Below are 18,187 nucleotides of genomic sequence, written 5' to 3'. Positions count from 1 at the left end.
TGTGAGTTCCACCAATCCTGTCTGGGGCTTGTATCGCAACAGTGCTGATGTTTAGGAAACCGTGTTTCTCTACACCCGCGCGCAAATCCTGTACGAATCAAAAACAGTGACACGCGCCGATCGATTCCAAGGACTTAAGCTTTTATGCTGAAGTTAGCTAAAGCATTTATGTTTAACCTCATGTATATTTCTCCAGAGCAAGACCAAAAAATTCGCTACACCCTGCGCGAGTGCGGTCAAGAAGCTTACAAGCTCGCAGCCGAACCTTTTGAAGTTTCCGAGAAAGGGCCCAACGACTACGTGACGAGTATCGATCAATACCTAGACCGACAACTATCGGCAGCATTTAGCGCTTTGTTTCCTGAAGACGGCTGGATCACTGAGGAAAACAGCGCCTCCAGAGCAGCTTACCGCGCCAATTACCAGCGCCTCTGGTGCATCGATCCCCTCGACGGGACTGAAGAATTTATTCGGGGAAAACTGCACTACGCTTCGATGGTGGGGCTGCTGCTGGAGGGAGAACCTGTGGCCGGCTGGCTCTACGCCCCGGCTTTTGACCAAATGTATTTTGGCGGCAAAGATTGGGGATTGTTCCAAACTGTGGGAGCCCAAGCGCCCCAGGCGATCGCCCTGTGCGCGCCCCCGGCCCCGACAGCAGAAAATTGTAAAATTATTCTCGGAGACAAAGACCAGAAAAACTACGCCCGGGCGATCGCCCAAAGCATCCCCGGAGCCGAATTTTACTCGCTGGGCAGCTTTGGCTTAAAAGTGATGGAAGTTATCTTCGGTAGAGCCGGTTTGTACCTGTATCTCAACGGCAGAGTTAAAGTGTGGGATACCGCCGGCCCTCTGGCTCTAGCAAAAGCAGCCGGATTGATTTGTTGCGACTTGCAAGGTCAACCGCTGAGGTGGACGGCAGATGCGATCGAGCCGGAGACTCTGGCCCACACTCAGTCAATCGCGATCGGCTGGCCGGATTACATAGAACCTCTGTTGGGCAAAGTTCAACAGGCAGTGACAGGCTTGTAAACCCGTTTAAGATTAAAGAATCTGCCGATTATTACGTGAAGCGCGCCTCTGCACCCTTATCATCAATTAAAGGAGCAACAGATTGTTTGTGTTCCCAAACATCGATCGTTCCCTAGCTGTTGGGTGTCGCCTAATCATATTTCCCACCTCCGCGAGTTTGCGTCAGGAACCTCAGCCTAAAGGCGTGAGGCTTGGAAGAGTAATCTGACAAGCCATTCTGACCAGCCTAAGTCTTAACTGACTACGTTTTTTGAGTCACGACACCGGAGAATGCGAAGCCAGTTTTCCGCTCTGTCGCTGAAGGTTAAACAGCTCTAAGGTCACTGGGGCAGTGCTTTCAGCCCAACAAGCTCTTAAAACCTTGGCGAGGCTAACATCACCCCGAAAGGGAGGCTCGAAAGAGCAAAACACTATGCGTACAGGGCTGGGAAGTTTGATGCGGTAATTGTCCCGCTGAAAGTGCAACACAAAAGCACACCGAGCCAACCAGTCCCAAGGCGGTAGTAATCAAAAAAAGACAATATAAAGCCGTCCTAGAAGGACGGAGTTTCTACCCATTTTTTTGATGAAGACAGAAGCTTTCAGTGAGCTATTCCCTCTATTTAAGGGTGCTAACCCAGAAACCTTGGGAGGGCTGCTATCAAATGCCGTCAAGCATGAGTATCCCCCGGGCCGAGCTGTGGTGATGGAGGATTCTTGGGGCAACGCGATTTACTTTGTCGTGTCTGGCTGGGTAAAAGTTCGGCGCTTGTCAAACGATCGAGCTGTATCAATGGCTATTTTAGGACGGGGTGCTTTCTTCGGCGAAATGGCTATTCTTGACGAATCTCCCCGATCTAATGATGTACTTGCTCTATCGCCCGTGCGGCTTCTGAGCGTCACAGCTCAGCGATTTATTCAAACCCTGTTTAAAGACCCGCAATTGCACCACCGGATGCTGCAACTGATGGTACGGCGGCTGCGCCAAACCAATCTCCGGTATCAACTCCGCAACCGCCAGCCAGCGGTTAAACTAGCAAATACTTTAGTCGAGCTGGCAGAAAACTACGGTCAGAAAACTGCTGAGGGCAAAGATATCTTCAATATTCCTTATGAAGACTTAGCTGATGTCACAGATATCACCCTAGATGAAACCAGCAAAATTATGGAAAAACTCGATAGTAAGGGTTGGATCAAAATCGATCCCGACCACCAAACTATCCATTTGATCAACCTCAAGCACTTGATTAATTTGGCAAGTCAATGACTGATGTTACTTCTTTGGATACCTCGTCGGCTGCCGGCAACCGTCAAGGGCAACTAACAGCACCGACAATTCAATATTCGGTGGCGATGCCCAATCCTGAATCCCACCTGTTTGAAGTAACTTTGCGCGTGCAAGGTTGGTCGAAGCCGGTTCTGGATTTAAAAATGCCTGTCTGGACTCCCGGTTCTTATTTGGTTCGAGAGTACGCCCGCCACCTGCAAGATTTTAGCTCGCTAGGAGGCGATCGAGCTTTACCTTGGCGCAAGCTCAGCAAAAATCACTGGCAAATTGAGACCGATTCGGTGTCAGATGTCACGGTTCGCTACCGCATTTTTGCCAACGAACTGACAGTGCGAACCAATCATTTAGACTCGACTCACGGTTATTTCAATCCGGCGGCTTTGTGTTTTTTCTTGCCCGGTTTTGAGCGCAACTGCTACACCGTGACCGTTGTGCCGCCTCAGCCCCAATGGCGCACCGTTTCTACTTTGCCGCCTGTTTCAGGGCAAAATCTTACTTTCGCTGCTGCGGATTTTGATACCCTTGTCGATAGTCCTTTTGAGATTGGCTGTCACGAAGTATACGAGTTTGAAATGATGGGAAAACCCCACCAGCTAGTAGTTTGGGGAAAAGGCAATTTAGAACCAGAGCGGGCGATTCAAGACATCCAAAAAGTTATCGAAGTCGAGGCAAAAATGTTCGGCGGTTTGCCTTACGAACGCTATGTGTTTTTCCTGCATTTGTCCGGCTCTGGTTTTGGCGGTTTGGAACACAAAGAGAGCTGCACTCTGAACTATCCGCGTTTTGGCTTTCGGGCTAAAGAAAAGTACGAACGCTTTATTCAGTTGGTAGCTCACGAGTTTTTTCACCTGTGGAATGTCAAGCGCATTCGACCGAAAGCTCTCGAAGTATTTGACTACGAACAAGAAAATTATACTCCTTCTTTGTGGTTCTCCGAAGGCACTACCAGTTATTACGATTTGGTAATTCCTTTTCGAGCTGGGATCTACGGCGTGAAGGGTTTCTTTCAAAATCTGGCTAAGGAAATCAATCGCTTGCAGACTACTCCGGGGCGGAGCGTGCAGCCTGTCAGCGAGTCGAGCTGGGATGCTTGGATTAAACTTTATCGCCGGGATGCTAATAGCGACAATTCGCAGATTTCCTATTATTTAAAAGGGGAAGTTGTTTCATTTTTGCTCGATTTGTTGATTCGAGCCAGACACGGCAACGAGCGATCGCTCGACGATGTGATGCGTTTGATGTGGCAGCAGTTTGGAAATGTTAATTCGGCCCAAAATGGCGATTTTGACCTGAAGTCGGAAACAGACGCCAAGGCGGCGCACCTGACATCCAACGGAGAGTTAAATTCTCCTTCGCTGTCTGCAGAAATAGGCTTTACTCCCGAAGAGTTGCAAAGTGCGATCGAGTCCGTCGCCGGCATCGATTTGAGCGACTTTTTCGCCCGCTATATAGACGGTACAGAAGAGTTACCTTACAACAAATATCTCGAACCTTTCGGGCTGCAAATTTGGGTAGATGAAACTGACCAAACGCCTCGCATCGGTTGGACGTTGGGATCGGAAAACGGGCGGGAAATGGTTAAATTTGTCGAGGTAGGATCTCCGGCACAATTGGCGGGAATTGACGCTGGGGACGAGTTGCTGGCGATCGAAGGTTTTCGGGTAAATTCAGAACAAGCGGGCGAGAGGCTTAAAGATTATCAGCCCGGGGACACAATAGAGGTGACGGTTTTTCACCAAGACGAACTGCGGACTTGTCGCGTTACTCTCGCCCCGCCGCGACCTGGCCGTTACTCGATCGTGCCGGTGGAACAGCCCACCGCTATTCAGAAACAAAACTTTACTGGATGGCTGGGAGTTCCTTTATCGAAATTGTGACATAAATGAAGGGGAAAGGGAAAGAAAGGACAAGAAGGAATCAGGCTCAATTACCAATTCCCAATTCCCAATTCCCAATTCCCAATTCCCAATTACCAATTACCAATTTTGATTATGCAAACCCCACCTCCTCCATCAATTACGCCCCGCCAGATGAATCTGCTGAGAATTGTGGCTTCTATGGCATGGGCTGACGGTCAACTCGCGACAGAAGAAGTTAATTTAATGCTCGATCGCTTTTGCGGTTTGTTTGCCCCAGATACCGACGGACAACAAATGCAACAAGAATTGCGGGATTACATCATGCAAAATATCCCCCTTGACGAGTTGATCGGTCAACTAGAAACTCAAGATGAAAAGGAATTAGTCTTGCAACTCGGCTATGAAGTGATTTCATCTAGTTCTCGCACTCCCGACGAACCAAAAATTAACGCTGAAGAAGCGGCCGCTTATCAAAAATTAGTGCAGTTGCTTAATCTTCCAGAGGATGCGGTCAAGCGTATTGAAGGAGAAGCATCGCCGGGAGGTACTTCGGATGGAATTGTGGAGAAGCTGGCTAAAAAATTAGAAAAGTTCATCAAAGGTTAGTTCGGGACTTGCGCGCGCTTGGCTTAAAAACCCGGTTGATTCCTAGATTTCTCGTTACTCAACCTGAAATTTTTCGTAGAAACCGGGAATAAGCCCCCCATGCGTAAATCTTGTTAGGTAAGTATCGGAATAATAATTTTCTGAGTGCAACTATTTACAACTAAAACTGAAGGGAAAGGTAGCCGATGGGGACTACCAATTTCCTACCATATAGTAACCAAAAAACACCAGAAAGTTAAAAATATTTTTCATCGCCAGGAACAGTAACAGAATTTGCGATCGCCCTTCCCGCGCCCAGCCTTCCCCTTAACGATAATTAGGGACTTAAGCAAAGCCTAAATCCCTAATTGAGCTACCGATTTTTGGCGATCGCTGAAAGTGAATCCAAGCAGTTATTAGTGCGGTAACTTGCTGAGGGCGTGCCAAGTTCTATAGCCGACAATTCCATCTTGCGGTAAAGCCTTGCTGATTTGTAATTGTCGCACTGCTACATCTGTCATCGTCCCGAAGAATCCGTCAATCGAACCGAAATAGTATCCATTGATTTTCAAGACATTCTGAACAATTTTAACAGGATTGCCAGAACTGCCTTTCATGACGATCGGCATATTCACAGGTGCACCAGAGTATAGTGCTTCCCAAGTTATAGAAGCCACAATCCCATCTTCTTTTAAAAAGACTCGGTGTTGATAGCCTTTGACGGCGTTTTGAACTTGGACGCCGAAGATACCGTCCATCGGGCCGAAATAATATCCCCAATGATATAGAAGCTGTTGTAGTTCCGTGACAGCTTGACCTGTTGAACCGATTTGTAAAGTGGGTTTGTTCACTCCAGCGGTTTCAGCAAATGCAAGAGTTGATTGAGAAGTAGTATCGGCGACGAGAGCCATAGTTTCATTGTTCAGGCTTCTTTCTTCGGTGTACATAATGTGGTTCCTCTCAACATTTAAGTTTTGGTTTTTGATATTTCAGGTATAACTGGTGGGATTTGTGAGTGCACAGTCACTTTTTGGAGTGTCACTCATTTGAGTGTCACTCGTTTGAGTTACCCATTGGTTTGTCGTAAGATTTTTATGAGGACTTCCGTCGTCACTACAAAGTAACGGGTAGGGTTCGCGGTGGGTACACAAAATACAAAGGTGCGCGGTGCGCACCCTACCAACTCCTGTTGATTGTTTACTAAGAAAATTCTCGCAAAGCTGGAATTAAATACTGTGTCAAAGTAAAGGCATCTACTCCTAATTCCGTCCGTTCTTTGGCTGCCATGATTCCGGCTTGAGCGTGCCACCAAACTGCTGTTGCAGCAACTGATTCGGCGGGGGATTTGCGGGCGAGCGCAGTTGCTAATAGTCCCCCTAACAAGCCTGTGAGAACGTCGCCGCTGCCGCCTCTGGCGAGGGCTGGGGTGCTTTCGGGATTGAGGTAGGTGATGGTACGTGAAGCGCAGCTATCCCGTAGGGAATCGCCCTCATCCTTCCAACTTATGCAAACTCTGGCTCCTTTGAGCAATATCGTTGCACCGCAAAGCTGAGCTGCTGCTTGAGTTGCGGCAATTCGATCGTCGCCGGTTTCGTCGGCTAATTCGGGAAATAAACGCTTGAATTCGCCCGGATGAGGCGTGATAATTGTCAGTGCTGAGCGTTCGGACAAAATGGGGACTGTGCCGAGTTGAGCGAGGATATTTAAACCGTCAGCATCTAACACGAGAGGTCGATCGCTCTCCAGTACAGATTCTACAGCTATTGCCGCTTCCAATGTCAGACCTGGCCCTGCGGCGATCGCATCATAGAGGTTCAAATCAATTGCTACTGGCAACTCGCTAATTGCACCGCTTTGGGTTTCGGGACATCCTATAACTAATGCCTCTGGCAACTGACTGCTCAACATCGGTTTAATCGACTCAGGAACAGCTATTGACAGCATTCCGACACCGCTGGCTCTTGCTCCCAATGCTGCCAAAATTGCGGCTCCGCTGTAGCGGCGGGAACCTGCAATCATTAGTAAGTGACCGTTGGTGTATTTGTGCGAAATTGGCGATCGGGGTAACGGCAAATGCTGAGTTGCGAATGCTGTTGTAATGCGTTGTACTGCTGGCGTTTCGCCCAATATTGCTGCAAGATCTGCTGCGGGAATATCAAAATCAATTAATTCGGAACTGCCGATATATTCTAACGCTCTGTCTTGCAGAAATGCCATTTTCCACAAACCCAAACATAATGTATGTTTTGCCCGGATAGCCATTCCCAAAACTTCTCCGGTATCTGTATGAATTCCCGAGGGAATGTCTATACTAAAAATGGGTATAGTTAAATTATTTATTTCATCAATAGCTGCGGCGGTAGCGTTATTAATTTCTCGTTCTAATCCAAATCCAAATAAACCATCTACGAGCAAATCGCAGTTTTTAAGCTGGTCAATTTTGTCAACAAATGGAATATTTAAACAGCGCGCATAATCAGCGTGATTTTTGGTTAGTTCTTTTAGTTTAGAAAACGGGCAGTAAATAACTACTTGGAACCCTTGAAAGTGCAATTCGCGGGCAACAACCAAAGCATCGCCGCCGTTGTGTCCCGGCCCAACCAATACGCCGATAACTGGCAATTGAGAATTGTCAATCTTTTTCCCTTCTCCCCTCTTCCTTCTATCCGTTACATCCGTTATACAATCTGTTGCCGAACTTCCTTCCCCCTTCAAAAGCTCCTGAATGCGTCTAGCAATCAGTCCCGCGACTTTTTCCATTAAAGCTGCGACTGGCATTCCAGCAGCAAAAATTCTCGTTTCTATTTGCCGCATTTGGTCGGCGGTGACAACAAATTTTTCAATAGTCATATTAGTGTTAAAATTTCAGCTAACAGCAGGAGTGGCAAGTTGTAGTATTCTTGTGGTATAATAAATTAGCTCGATCGAACTAACTCACAGTAAAATAGCAATTTCTCTCCAACCATGAACAAGATTGTTGTAGGCCTCTCCGGCGGGGTCGATAGTTCCGCAGCAGCCGCAATTTTACACCATCAGGGATATGAAGTGGTGGGTTTAACGCTGTGGTTGATGAAGGGCAAAGGTCAGTGCTGCTCTGAGGGAATGGTCGATGCAGCTAAAATTTGCGAAGATTTGGGCGTACCCCACCACATTGTTGACAGCCGCGAGGTCTTTCAGGCAAGTATTGTCGATTATTTGGTGGAAGGTTACAGCGCAGGAATTACGCCTCTGCCTTGTTCGCAGTGCAATAAAACTGTGAAGTTCGGCCCGATGCTCAAGTATGCTCGCGAAGAACTCGGAATTGAAAAAATTGCTACAGGGCACTACGCTAGGATTACTTACGATGCTGCTACTGGTCGCTATCAGTTGCTGCGGGCGATCGACCCTGCTAAAGATCAGTCTTATTTCTTGTACGATCTAACACAGGATTTGCTGGCGGGTACGGAGTTTCCTTTGGGGGAAATTACCAAGACTGAAACTCGCAGAATTGCGGCGGAATTTGGCTTGAAAACTGCTGATAAGCCGGAAAGTCAGGATTTGTGCTTAGTGGAAAGTAACGGTTCGATGCGGGCTTTTCTGGATAAGTACATTGCGCCGCAAAAGGGTGACATTGTGGACAAGTCAGGGCGGGTGCTCGGACAGCACGACGGCGTGCACCACTACACCATCGGCCAGCGGAAGGGACTCGGGATTGCTGCACCGGAACCGCTGTACGTGATTGAACTCGATGCTGCTGGCAATCGGGTAGTTGTGGGCGATCGGCAGTTGGCGGTAGAATCTGAATGTACTGTCCAGAAAGTGAATTGGGTTTCTGTGGCTGCGCCGATGGCTCCGATTCGGGCTCAGGTACAGATTCGATATCGATCGCACCCCGTCTCAGCGACTGTAATTCCCCTGGAAACTGCGGGAGAAGAAAAAGCCGGCGGTACAAGAGTTAAGTTAATTTTTGACGAACCGCAGTTGAGCGTTACCCCCGGACAAGCGGCTGTTTGGTATGACGGAGACCTGCTCTTGGGCGGCGGCATTATCGAAAGAAACCAACTCCCAAATTAAGGCAAGGGGCGGGCTAGAAGCCCACCCCACAAGAAACCACCCACAAAAAAAACACACTCTTCGCTTCACAGGCATCTTGCCTGTTTGTGATCCCCACCCACAAAAAACTCACTCTTTTTGGAACAGGCCCGAAAGCCTGTTCCAAAAGGAAATTTATTTTTCATTTCACAAGGGTAAATTTACCTAACTTTCTTTTCCAAGCGCAACACATTTCCCCTAGCATTAGTGCGGTAAACCCAAGTTTGCCTACCATCAGAAACCACAACCCGCCAACCTTTGACAATCATTTGACCGCAAATTTCATCAGCTTTTGCGAGTCCTAAACAAGTATTTGACCAACTTTGTCTGCTCGATTCAGTTACTTTCAACTTGTCAGCAGCAATGCCAGTGGAGCGCGACAAGTTTTGGCGAACTGCTGCTGCTACAGTTGCGGGCAATTGGTTCGGGGGATTTTGGCGCGTACCCTCGGCCAAATTGCCCGGTTCGGAAATTAGACTATTGAGTGCAAATACCGAATAGCTGATTTTTTGGGGCATCGCGGCAGCGGAAAATTGCTGCGCGATTTGCTGTGGTTGGCTTTCCAACAGGCTGAGGGAATGTTTGAGAGCGCCCGCGTTAGCTGCTGCGGTTTGTCTTAGCGCCGGATACATTTCCCACGCCAGAATTCCTGTTAGCACCAAAGCCAATATTAAAGGATTGGGCTGCTTTTGGTCTCGGTTTTGATTGTTTTGAGAGTTATTTTTGGAGATTCGTTTCATCATATGCTTTCTGCCTCACTTTACACAATGCGCAATCGCTCCTGAACACTCAACTGCAGATACTGATTGAGACACTGTTGGTGGTGCTGTTGGTTCCTTTGTGCAGAACCGACTTGACTGCTGGTGCGGCCCAAGTATTTTCTACTCGCTGCGGGCACTTGTGTATCAGGAAACTTGCACTACCCAGTTATTACTTAATTTTTACCCTTAGTCTGGGGGTATTAAGAAAAATTTATGCTTAAGTAAATATTCTTAAAAGCATATAATTCTGCCCAAAAATTTCAGTACAAATAACTATTCATCGTTCCAAAACTGCTAAAGGTGTTTTAGACTGTGGGAGGCGAGCTGAGCCAAGGATATCACAGAGATGCCACAAAATTTGTTGCAACAGGACGAAAACGCATTAGAAATTAAATCAGCGATAGCTGATTAATTGTATTAGCATTGTGGTTTTTTAGAGCGATCGTCCTCGAAACTACTTTAGTAGCGATCGCTACTTTTTTAGTACAATATTGTTGAAATCTATCGACTATGAACAGAAAATCCCTGGGCATCCATTTAATGAATAGGCTGAGCTATCCTCAAAAATTTACCTTAATCGGTTTCATATTTGCAATACCGTTAACCTTGGTCATGTACCTGCTGATTTCGGAAATTAACAGCAGGGTTGATTTTTTCCCAAAAGAAATCTACAGAAATCAATACCTGCGCTGGCTGCGCCAGTGGAGGGAATACATACCGAAACTTCAACTCTTAAATTATCAGCCTTTAAATACAAATTTAAGCCTGCCAGATACGAGAGCTGATTTAGAAGCTAAGATGGACGCGAACTTTCAATCCCTGGTCAATACCGAGATCCAGCTCCGAAACCTATTAATTTGTATTCAAAGTTTATTAAGCTTTATCAAGATTGGCAAAACTTCAAACTTCGCCACAGTCAGTGGAGTTTAGAAAATTAAAATTTTGTATATCAACCATTAGCTGGCGACATTGATAGACTGAGCGCTCGCGTCTGCGATACTTCCAATCAGATTTCAGCTCCAGATTTGGATACCTATTATTTAATGAATGCTACTTTGCTGAAGCTTCCAGAGATGCAAAAAATCTTGTCAGAGATTAGGCTAATTTCTCATAAAATTAGCCTGCATTCCGATGCCACACCCGAAGAAAGAGCGCAACTAATTACTCTTTCGAGCAGACGGTTCTGTCGAGCGGTTTGATACGGTCGATTTGGGTTTCCCGATCTGGCTGGATGCAGATATTGCTGAATTTGTTGCTGAAAAAATTGTGCAGTTGCATTCAGGAGATGTGCTTGTGCTGTACACTGACGGGATTACGGAAGCTGAAAATATTGATAAAGTGCTTTATGCTTTAGATAGGTTAATTTAGGTAATAGAGATTAATTGGCAGCGTTCCACTGCCGGAATCAGCCACGCTGTAATTAAGGACGTGCGATCGCACATCGGCGAACAAAAAGTTTTTGATGACTTCACATTGCTGGTACTCAAACAAAATAGTTAATTAAATCTCTCTTCTCAAGCTTAAAATATATACAGTAATGTTTCTCTTCTCAAACTTTACCTCTCACATCGATATGATTCAGACTTTCGGCGATTTCATCGAGCAGTCAGCTAGCCAAGAATACTTAATAATTGGCTTTTCTCCGAGTTCGATCCCCCTGAAGCAGCGGTGGCGGAACAACGGTTTGTCGGCTGATTTTCTGGCTGACTACTTGACGACTTTTTTTCCGGGAAATGAAGACGATCCCTCGACAATTGAAAGACAAGCTGAAGTGAAAAGCGCCGTTAGCTACATTGCTAACGAGTTATTAGAAAATGCTATGAAGTTTAATGATGAAACCTCGGAGTACCCGATCGACATTAAACTGCAATTAGAGAGCGACAGAGTGATTTTCTCAGTTGCTAACAGTATCTCTCCGCAAGCTGTGGAAAAGTTTCAGGCTTACATTCAGCAGTTGCTGGCCTCCGAGCCGAGCGAGCTTTACATTCAACAGTTGGAAAAAAATGCTGCTGACGAAAAATGTATCGATTCTGGATTGGGTTTGTTGACCATGCTCACCGATTATACCGCCAAAATTGGCTGGAAATTCCAGACCGTACAAAAAGACCCGGAAGTAATTGCGGTGACAACTATGGTGCAATTAACAGTATAAGCAACGCTGACGATCGATAATATCTAAGGAAATTTTTTTTGCGACAATGGAAATTAAGACAGAAGATTACCGGATCTGTTACGATCCAGCAACGGCAACCGTGAGTTTTTTTGGCTCTCTCAGGCTGAGGGGGCCTGCGGAGTACGCACCGATAATGCAGTTTCTGGGCAAGGTAGCCGACGTGGAACAGACGAAAATAACCCTCAATTTGCAGCAGTTAGAATTTTTGAACAGTGGTGGCATCAATATGCTGTCGAAGTTTATTATCGAGGTGCGACAAAAAGCTCGGGTGCAAATGGCAGTACAAGGTTCCCAACGCATAGCTTGGCAAGGTAAATCTTTGAAGAATTTCCAGCGCCTGATGCCTGGTTTGCAGTTGGAATTACTATAGACACACGATTACTTTTAGGGTACGGGCTGTTGAGCAATTTTCTGTTAGTCGAGGCGCAAATTCTCAGGTTATGCTGGAAGAAGAACCATCTAGAGAACACCTACTTTTAGAGATAGAAAGATTGCGCCAGCAAGTGGAAGACTTGAAGGAGGAAAAAGCGGATCTGGAAATCTTGCTGGAAACTACTGCAGAACATTCAGATACGATTGAAACAGAGTTGCGCTATCGGGCATTGGAGGCGGTGCGAGAAGGCGAAATCAAGCTGGCTAAATTTCTGGAAGCGATTCCGATAGGCGTGGCCGTCCTCGATGCTCGAGGCAGACCTTACTACGTCAATCACGCCGGAAAGCAGTTATTCGGTAAAGGGGTTTTGCCGTTAAATGCAGTTGAGGATTTGTCAGAAAGTTATCAGATTTATATCGCGGGAACTGATACTATTTACCCTTACGAGAATTTGCCGATCGTCCGAGCTTTGAGGGGCGAAAGCGCGAAATCTGACGATCTTGAAATTCATCAACCCGATAAGAAAGTTTCCGTTGAGATTTTGGGAACGCCAATTTTTGATGAGGGTGGCAAAGTTGCTTTTGCGATCGCAGTTTTTCAAGATATCACGGAACGAAAACAATCTGAAGCTGAGCGCCATCTAAAATTGAATAAATCCCTAGAATCCCTAGCTGCCGAATTAGACTTAACTGATGCATACGGGCGATTTGTGCCACATCAATTTCTACATTTGTTGGGATATGAAAGTATTATAGATGTCAATTTAGGCGACCAAGTGCAGCAGGAAATGTCGGTAATGTTTGCGGATATTCGCGACTTCACGGCGCTTTCGGAAACTCTGACGCCGGAAGAAAATTTTAAATTTATCAATGCTTACCTTTCGCGGATGGAGCCTGCCATTACTAGCAATAACGGGTTTATTGACAAATACATCGGCGATGCAATTATGGCTCTGTTTAGCGACTGTGCAGATGATGCAGTTAAAGCGGGTATTGCAATGTTAAATACCCTAACTAATTACAACGAACACCGTCAAAAAGTCGGCTACATCCCAATTCAAATTGGCATTGGCATCAATTCTGGCTCTTTGATGCTGGGGACAGTCGGGGGTAAAAGCCGAATGGACAGCACTGTGATTAGCGATGCTGTTAATTTGGCATCTCGAATTGAAGGATTGACCAAAGATTACGGCGTACCTCTGTTAATTTCTCAGCAGACTTTGCAACGGTTGCGAAATCCGGCTGATTATGCTATTCGGATTGTGGATAAAGTACAGGTAAAAGGAAAATCTCAATACGTCGTAGTCTATGAGGTATTTGATGCCGATCCGCCAGAAATTAGGTCGGCTAAGCTAGCAAATTTGCCCGTATATACTGAAGCTATGTTACTGTGCGATCGCAAGGAATTCCGGGAAGCGGGAAAATTGTTTGAAGAGTGTTTGCGGAAAAATCCCAGCGATCCGGTAGCTCGTATTTACCTGAAACGCTGTCGGGATTGGCGATCGCTCCTCAAAGGAATTTAAAGCAAGTTATTAGTCATTAGTCATTAGTCATTAGTCATTAGTCAACACCTCGGACAGTTTTTGATTACCAACCGTAGAATGACGGTTTCAAGGCGATCGGTATCAGGGCAACCCTTGCCGAGGCACAGGGTATGGAAAAACCAAGAGTTTCAGATTAGGAACTCAAAATGCCAGCGGAGGCGATCGCACTCGCGACTTCAGAAATCCGGTTTCCGACTATATTGCTCGTTAATAAACCTAGGAGCTTTGCTAAAAACCAAGTTTCTAGCCCACCCACGAGTAAACCCTGAAACTCTCCGGAGTTTTGTGATAATATTATGAGTAATTTGGAGTGTCAAAAAAAGACAATGAGAATCAACAAGCAGCAGCCTAGAATATCTATAAAACCTTCAGTGATTAAAGCTATAGCTCTGTTCTGTCTGTGCTGCTTGTTAACTGCAAGCTGCGGACAGAGAGCCAATCGATCGGTGAATGCGAGCGGCGAAAATGTTAATAACCGCGTTACTATTGGCACAACCTTGAAATTGCGGACGATCGACCCTGCGGACGCTTACGAAATTATATCGGGGCAACTGCTGCAAAATTTGGGCGATACTCTCTACACTTACAAGTCGGGAACTACTGAGTTAATTCCCCACTTAGCGACAGCACTTCCAAAAGTTAGCCAAGACGGGTTGACATATACAATCCCCTTGCGTCAAGGCGTTATTTTTCACGACGACACACCGTTTAACGCCGCAGCAATGGAATTTTCCTTGCAGCGGTTTATCAAAAATGCCGGCCGTCCTGCTTTCTTGTTGAGCGATGCAGTAGAATCTGTGAAAGCGACGGGCGAATACGAATTAACTTTTCAACTCAAAAAGCCTTTTGCTGCTTTTCCTTCCCTGTTGACATTTGCCGGTATTTGTGCAGTTTCTCCAAAAGCCTACGAGATTGGGGAGGGTAAATTTAAACCCGATACGTTTGTAGGAACTGGACGCTACAAGTTAGCGAAGTACGGCAGCGATTCTCTCAAGTTTGACGTGTTTGACAAGTATTGGGGAGAAAAACCAGTTAATCAAGGAATTGACCTTTTGCTGCTTTCTAGTTCGTCAAATTTGTTCAATAGTTTTCGGACTGGTGGAGTCGATGTGGCTTATTTGTCTATGGATGCAGACCAAGTTCGCAGCTTGGACGAGGGAGCAAAACAAGGCAAATGGCAGGAAATCGCCGGGGAAAGCAGTACGGTTAGTTACATGACGCTGAATACCAAATCTAAACCGCTGGATAAGTTAGAAGTGAGACAGGCGATCGCCGCAGCGATGGATCGCCCGCTGATTAACGATCGCGTACTGCGGGGACAAGCACAACCGCTTTACAGTTTGATTCCCACAACCTTCGACGTTCAAAAACCGATTTTTAAAGAACTGTACGGCGATGCCAACACTGCAAAGGCTAAGGAACTTTTAACGAAAGCGGGATACTCGGCCGCAAATCCTTTTGTTCTGCAAATTTGGTATCCTTCAGCTTCCACAAAACGAGCTTTAGTGGCAAGTACGATCGAGGCGCAAGCTAAACTCAAAATGGACGGGATGATGCAGGTTGAAATTAACAGCGTTGAATCTCCGACTTTGTTTCAAAATATAGAGAAGGGGATTTATCCTGCCGTTTTAGTTGATTGGTATGCCGACTTTTTCGACGCCGACAATTATATTCAGCCGTTTTTGGATTGTGCCACCGGTTCGGCCGCCGGGGGCTGTGAAAAGGGTGCTAGTCAAGGTCAGGGTTCGTTTTATTATAACGAGCGGGTAAATCAACTGATCGACAAGCAACGAAAAGAACCAAACCCTCAAACCCGCAAAGCCCTCTTTGCCGAAATTCAAGATATACTGGGTCAAGATGTACCTTTTATCCCTCTTTGGCAGGATAAGGACTATACCTTTGCTCAGAAAAATATTACCGGCGTCCGTTTAGAACCGACACAATCTTTTCCTTTTTGGTTCCTGAAAAAGCAATAATTCTTTACAAGAATTTGCAGGAGTTGAAACGTCAATTATTATTGCATATTTTCTGCACAACAGGGTGATGATTGTCACAGTTTATGAAAGAGACCCATCACCCAACCCTCTCAAAAAATGTGGGATATTATTAAAGAGAGATATTGCTGAGGGTAAGTATATGAAACTTGGAATTTTAACAACAACAGGGCTACTGATTGCGATCGGTTTTGCCTCTGGAGTAAAAGCTGAAAACGTATCACAAGTCAAGCAACTATTAGAAACTAAAAAATGTACCAAATGTGACTTGACAGGAGCGCAACTTGCTGGTACGGATCTGAGCGGAGCAGATTTGAGCGGTGCGAATCTGCGGGGTGCAAATTTGAACGGTGCAAATTTGAACGAAGCCAAATTGAACGAAGCAAATCTGAAAAAAGCTAAATTGCAAGGTGCGAGTTTAATTGGGGCTAAATTGCACGGTGCCAATTTGGAGGGTGCTGATTTGAGCCGCGCTAATCTGAGTCTGGCCGGTTTAGTAATTGCTAGTTTGAAAAATACCAACCTCACCAGCGCTAATTTAATCGGTGCTAATTTAGAAAGCGCCGATTTAGCGGGTGCGAACCTGAGAAATGCTCGCCAGTCTGTTGCGAATTTAGCTGATATCAGCCTCAGAGGTGGCAGTGTATCGGGAATAGACGTACTGGGAGTCAACTTGCGGGATGCAAATTTGACCAATGCAAATTTGAACGGTGCAAATTTGAACGGTTCCGACTTGACCGGTGCTAATTTAAAGAATGCCAATATGGCAAATGTAGATTTGAAAAACGCTTCTCTGCCGTAGGACGATCGCCAATTGCTATATCAAACTCTGGTGCTTAAAAAGCTTAATATAATAATGTAGGGGCAATTCTGAAATTGCCCCTACATTTTTTTTATTTGTAGGATTTATCTCGTTTCCGGTCGCTGCGCGGATCGTTGTTCGGTGCGAGAAGCTTTTCGCTGGCATCTGCGATTGCTTCATATTTTGATGTCGGCTCAATCTTCTTCCTGAGTATCTTGGGCGAAGCGGATAATGTCATCATCGCCGAGGTATTCGCCATTTTGGATTTCAATCATCACCAGGGGAATAACGCCTGGATTTTCGACGCGGTGAGCAGTATTCATCGGAACGTAGGTTGACTGTTTCTGCATGAGAATCGTCTCTTTGTCGTCGCAGATAACTTTAGCGGTACCGGAGACGACAACCCAGTGCTCGCTGCGGTGATAGTGCATTTGGGTGCTGATGTGGTGTCCCGGTTTGACTTCAATGCGATTGATCTTGTAACGATCGCCCGCGTCTATGACTGTAACTTTGCCCCAAAACCGGGTTTGTGTGCGATCGTCAATTTTTTCGATTGTGTCCACTGTTTCCACCATCCTATTTATCTCGCTAACGGTGTCTGCAAAAATAGCTGTAGTTAACAGTATATCAGGGATAGGGTAAGCGGGTAAGTCCGTAAGTGCGATCGGCTTCTGCAACCTTCGCTAACGAGTTCATTCCTGAGTTTTTATCCCAGAATCCAGCTTCATGAGATTAATCGCCATTCGCGAGCATCCACAAACTGAGACAAATGACCCACATTTGTTGTCGCAATCACCACTTCATTGCCTGCATTTACTTCCAATATTGCTTGAGCCGCCAGAATCACATCCCCGTCAAGTGCATTGGGTTCTGCTGTTGTCTTTCCTCTGTTTCGTGCATCCGCCCACAACTGAGCCGCTAGAAGCATTACCTCGGTAGTCAAAGGACGGTAGGGGATTTGCGATTTAAGTTGATCGAGTCGTCTAATACCTGCCGTTTTATCTGCACGAATTAATTCGCGCCTCACCTCATAATCAGCAATTTCAGGAAGCATGACAATGTAACCTTTTAGCGGCAAAGATTGCAGCCAGACTTTACCCTCTTGAGATAAAGGAGAGGCGGCTTTGGGATTTGTAACAATTCCTAAAGGTCCAGAATCTAACAAAACTATTCTGCTCATGGACTATATATGCACCGGGTTTTCTTCTAGTGCCTTGCGGAGAACTTCAGCGGTTTCTGTTTGTTCCTGTTCATCTCCATCGTCTATCCAAGACTGTAACAGCTTGCTCAAAGCTTCGTGCTGCTGTAAAGAATCGATAATTTCTGGTTTTTCGTTATCCTCATTTCCTTTCCTTTGCCCCGCTAGTATTGCAATCCTCATATTTTTTTGATTTCTTTTGATACTTTCCTCCTTCGACTGTTTAGTAAAATCTACATTTTCAGGTGTCTCGGCGGGTTCCGACAATCCTGGCTTAACTGTCACAGTTTCCAGAAATAACCTCATCATTTTAAGCAAATTAGGCCAATATTCTCTCGGAGTTTGCTGAATTACACTGAGAAACTCTACCATTTCATTACCAATGCGAATTTCTGGCGCTGAAGTTGGTGTCTCTGGGTTTTCAGTGATTAAAGCTCGTTCAGACATACTTTTTTTCTCCTCAAGCGGATTTATAGGAATTGGCAGGTCGATATCCTCGATAGGAATTAGAGATTGGCGATCGAACTCGCCT

18 protein-coding genes and 1 pseudogene are annotated in these 18,187 nt (G+C 45.8%); 12 read left to right on the top strand and 7 right to left on the bottom strand.

Going from position 1 to position 18,187, the window contains the following annotated elements; genetic code table 11:
* Nucleotides 1-144 precede the first annotated feature (144 nt).
* From QUA54_RS15685 to QUA54_RS15670, 4 genes are all read left to right on the top strand, one after another.
* Nucleotides 145-1,029, top strand: a complete 885-nt coding sequence (locus QUA54_RS15685) for an inositol monophosphatase family protein (protein ID WP_333415356.1) — start codon at nt 145-147, stop codon at nt 1,027-1,029.
* 565 nt (nt 1,030-1,594) lie between these two features.
* Nucleotides 1,595-2,275, top strand: coding sequence for a Crp/Fnr family transcriptional regulator (locus QUA54_RS15680; protein ID WP_333188812.1), 681 nt, complete (start codon nt 1,595-1,597; stop codon nt 2,273-2,275).
* Nucleotides 2,272-4,173 (top strand): M61 family metallopeptidase, encoded by a 1,902-nt coding sequence (locus QUA54_RS15675; RefSeq protein ID WP_333415355.1) that lies wholly within the window; start codon nt 2,272-2,274, stop codon nt 4,171-4,173. Before QUA54_RS15680 ends, QUA54_RS15675 begins: the two co-directional genes overlap by 4 nt.
* Before the next feature lie 114 nt (nt 4,174-4,287).
* Nucleotides 4,288-4,761, top strand: a complete 474-nt coding sequence (locus QUA54_RS15670) for a TerB family tellurite resistance protein (RefSeq protein ID WP_333415354.1) — start codon at nt 4,288-4,290, stop codon at nt 4,759-4,761.
* Between the two features lie 395 nt (nt 4,762-5,156).
* On the opposite strand, the gene QUA54_RS15665 is transcribed toward QUA54_RS15670, so the two are convergent.
* Together QUA54_RS15665 and QUA54_RS15660 are read right to left on the bottom strand one after the other, a co-directional pair.
* A complete protein-coding gene (locus tag QUA54_RS15665; RefSeq protein WP_333415353.1) occupies nt 5,157-5,687 on the bottom strand; it encodes a peptidoglycan-binding protein in 531 nt (176 codons plus the stop codon).
* Nucleotides 5,688-5,940: 253 nt separating this feature from the next.
* Complete coding sequence (locus tag QUA54_RS15660) at nt 5,941-7,590, bottom strand: NAD(P)H-hydrate dehydratase (RefSeq protein ID WP_333415352.1); 1,650 nt, start codon at nt 7,588-7,590, stop codon at nt 5,941-5,943.
* Nucleotides 7,591-7,704: 114 nt separating this feature from the next.
* On the opposite strand from QUA54_RS15660, the gene mnmA reads away from it, so the two are divergent.
* Entirely contained in the window at nt 7,705-8,793 is a 1,089-nt protein-coding gene (mnmA, locus tag QUA54_RS15655; RefSeq protein ID WP_333415351.1) for a tRNA 2-thiouridine(34) synthase MnmA, read from the top strand.
* A gap of 179 nt (nt 8,794-8,972) precedes the next feature.
* Here mnmA and QUA54_RS15650 read toward each other — a convergent pair whose 3' ends face one another.
* Complete coding sequence (locus QUA54_RS15650) at nt 8,973-9,554, bottom strand: hypothetical protein (RefSeq protein ID WP_333188803.1); 582 nt, start codon at nt 9,552-9,554, stop codon at nt 8,973-8,975.
* A gap of 528 nt (nt 9,555-10,082) precedes the next feature.
* Between QUA54_RS15650 and QUA54_RS15645 the strand changes: the two genes are divergently transcribed.
* On the top strand, nt 10,083-10,502 hold the full coding sequence (locus QUA54_RS15645) for a hypothetical protein (RefSeq protein WP_333415350.1): 420 nt from the start codon (nt 10,083-10,085) through the stop codon (nt 10,500-10,502).
* Between the two features lie 243 nt (nt 10,503-10,745).
* Nucleotides 10,746-10,940 (top strand): annotated as a pseudogene (locus QUA54_RS15640) (SpoIIE family protein phosphatase); the annotation flags it as partial.
* On the opposite strand, the gene QUA54_RS15635 reads toward QUA54_RS15640, so the two are convergent.
* Entirely contained in the window at nt 10,937-11,059 is a 123-nt protein-coding gene (locus QUA54_RS15635; RefSeq protein ID WP_333415349.1) for a hypothetical protein, read from the bottom strand. The pseudogene QUA54_RS15640 and the gene QUA54_RS15635 sit on opposite strands and share 4 nt — an antisense overlap.
* A gap of 86 nt (nt 11,060-11,145) precedes the next feature.
* Here QUA54_RS15635 and QUA54_RS15630 point away from each other — a divergent pair, with 86 nt between their 5' ends.
* The 5 genes from QUA54_RS15630 (at nt 11,146) to QUA54_RS15610 (ending at nt 16,457) form a co-directional block, all read left to right on the top strand.
* Nucleotides 11,146-11,724 (top strand): DUF6272 family protein, encoded by a 579-nt coding sequence (locus QUA54_RS15630; RefSeq protein ID WP_333415391.1) that lies wholly within the window; start codon nt 11,146-11,148, stop codon nt 11,722-11,724.
* Nucleotides 11,725-11,770: 46 nt separating this feature from the next.
* Entirely contained in the window at nt 11,771-12,115 is a 345-nt protein-coding gene (locus tag QUA54_RS15625; protein ID WP_333188795.1) for a slr1659 superfamily regulator, read from the top strand.
* Nucleotides 12,116-12,185: 70 nt separating this feature from the next.
* Nucleotides 12,186-13,640 (top strand): adenylate/guanylate cyclase domain-containing protein, encoded by a 1,455-nt coding sequence (locus tag QUA54_RS15620; RefSeq protein ID WP_333415348.1) that lies wholly within the window; start codon nt 12,186-12,188, stop codon nt 13,638-13,640.
* 347 nt (nt 13,641-13,987) lie between these two features.
* Entirely contained in the window at nt 13,988-15,637 is a 1,650-nt protein-coding gene (locus QUA54_RS15615; protein WP_333415347.1) for an ABC transporter substrate-binding protein, read from the top strand.
* A 160-nt stretch (nt 15,638-15,797) separates the two neighbouring features.
* A complete protein-coding gene (locus QUA54_RS15610; RefSeq protein ID WP_333415346.1) occupies nt 15,798-16,457 on the top strand; it encodes a pentapeptide repeat-containing protein in 660 nt (219 codons plus the stop codon).
* Between the two features lie 194 nt (nt 16,458-16,651).
* On the opposite strand, the gene QUA54_RS15605 is transcribed toward QUA54_RS15610, so the two are convergent.
* The 3 genes from QUA54_RS15605 to QUA54_RS15595 all read right to left on the bottom strand — a co-directional run bounded on the left by QUA54_RS15605 (nt 16,652) and on the right by QUA54_RS15595 (nt 18,102).
* Nucleotides 16,652-17,032 carry a cupin domain-containing protein gene (locus QUA54_RS15605; protein WP_246276847.1) on the bottom strand — a complete coding sequence of 127 codons (381 nt, stop codon included), beginning with the start codon at nt 17,030-17,032 and terminating at the stop codon, nt 16,652-16,654.
* A 149-nt stretch (nt 17,033-17,181) separates the two neighbouring features.
* Nucleotides 17,182-17,637, bottom strand: a complete 456-nt coding sequence (locus QUA54_RS15600) for a nucleic acid-binding protein (protein WP_333415345.1) — start codon at nt 17,635-17,637, stop codon at nt 17,182-17,184.
* A gap of 3 nt (nt 17,638-17,640) precedes the next feature.
* Nucleotides 17,641-18,102 carry a hypothetical protein gene (locus QUA54_RS15595; RefSeq protein ID WP_333415344.1) on the bottom strand — a complete coding sequence of 154 codons (462 nt, stop codon included), beginning with the start codon at nt 18,100-18,102 and terminating at the stop codon, nt 17,641-17,643.
* Nucleotides 18,103-18,187 lie beyond the last annotated feature (85 nt).

The sequence above is a fragment of the Microcoleus sp. MOSTC5 genome (assembly GCF_036701825.1).
GTDB classification, from domain to species: domain Bacteria; phylum Cyanobacteriota; class Cyanobacteriia; order Cyanobacteriales; family Microcoleaceae; genus Microcoleus; species Microcoleus asticus.
Note: the sequence above shows the minus strand (reverse complement) of the source record. Positions and strands in the feature narration are given on the sequence as shown.

Excerpts from the sequence above, each read along its gene's own strand:
- QUA54_RS15610 (WP_333415346.1), top strand. The coding sequence starts at position 15,798 with ATGAAACTTGGAATTTTAACAACAACAGGGCTACTGATTGCGATCGGT.
- QUA54_RS15645 (WP_333415350.1), top strand. The coding sequence starts at position 10,083 with ATGAACAGAAAATCCCTGGGCATCCATTTAATGAATAGGCTGAGCTAT.
- QUA54_RS15670 (WP_333415354.1), top strand. The coding sequence starts at position 4,288 with ATGCAAACCCCACCTCCTCCATCAATTACGCCCCGCCAGATGAATCTG.
- QUA54_RS15675 (WP_333415355.1), top strand. The coding sequence starts at position 2,272 with ATGACTGATGTTACTTCTTTGGATACCTCGTCGGCTGCCGGCAACCGT.
- QUA54_RS15630 (WP_333415391.1), top strand. The coding sequence starts at position 11,146 with ATGATTCAGACTTTCGGCGATTTCATCGAGCAGTCAGCTAGCCAAGAA.
- QUA54_RS15605 (WP_246276847.1), bottom strand. The coding sequence starts at position 17,032 with ATGGTGGAAACAGTGGACACAATCGAAAAAATTGACGATCGCACACAA.
- QUA54_RS15625 (WP_333188795.1), top strand. The coding sequence starts at position 11,771 with ATGGAAATTAAGACAGAAGATTACCGGATCTGTTACGATCCAGCAACG.
- QUA54_RS15665 (WP_333415353.1), bottom strand. The coding sequence starts at position 5,687 with ATGTACACCGAAGAAAGAAGCCTGAACAATGAAACTATGGCTCTCGTC.
- QUA54_RS15595 (WP_333415344.1), bottom strand. The coding sequence starts at position 18,102 with ATGTCTGAACGAGCTTTAATCACTGAAAACCCAGAGACACCAACTTCA.
- mnmA (WP_333415351.1), top strand. The coding sequence starts at position 7,705 with ATGAACAAGATTGTTGTAGGCCTCTCCGGCGGGGTCGATAGTTCCGCA.
- QUA54_RS15685 (WP_333415356.1), top strand. The coding sequence starts at position 145 with ATGCTGAAGTTAGCTAAAGCATTTATGTTTAACCTCATGTATATTTCT.
- QUA54_RS15660 (WP_333415352.1), bottom strand. The coding sequence starts at position 7,590 with ATGACTATTGAAAAATTTGTTGTCACCGCCGACCAAATGCGGCAAATA.
- QUA54_RS15620 (WP_333415348.1), top strand. The coding sequence starts at position 12,186 with ATGCTGGAAGAAGAACCATCTAGAGAACACCTACTTTTAGAGATAGAA.
- QUA54_RS15615 (WP_333415347.1), top strand. The coding sequence starts at position 13,988 with ATGAGAATCAACAAGCAGCAGCCTAGAATATCTATAAAACCTTCAGTG.
- QUA54_RS15680 (WP_333188812.1), top strand. The coding sequence starts at position 1,595 with ATGAAGACAGAAGCTTTCAGTGAGCTATTCCCTCTATTTAAGGGTGCT.
- QUA54_RS15600 (WP_333415345.1), bottom strand. The coding sequence starts at position 17,637 with ATGAGCAGAATAGTTTTGTTAGATTCTGGACCTTTAGGAATTGTTACA.
- QUA54_RS15650 (WP_333188803.1), bottom strand. The coding sequence starts at position 9,554 with ATGATGAAACGAATCTCCAAAAATAACTCTCAAAACAATCAAAACCGA.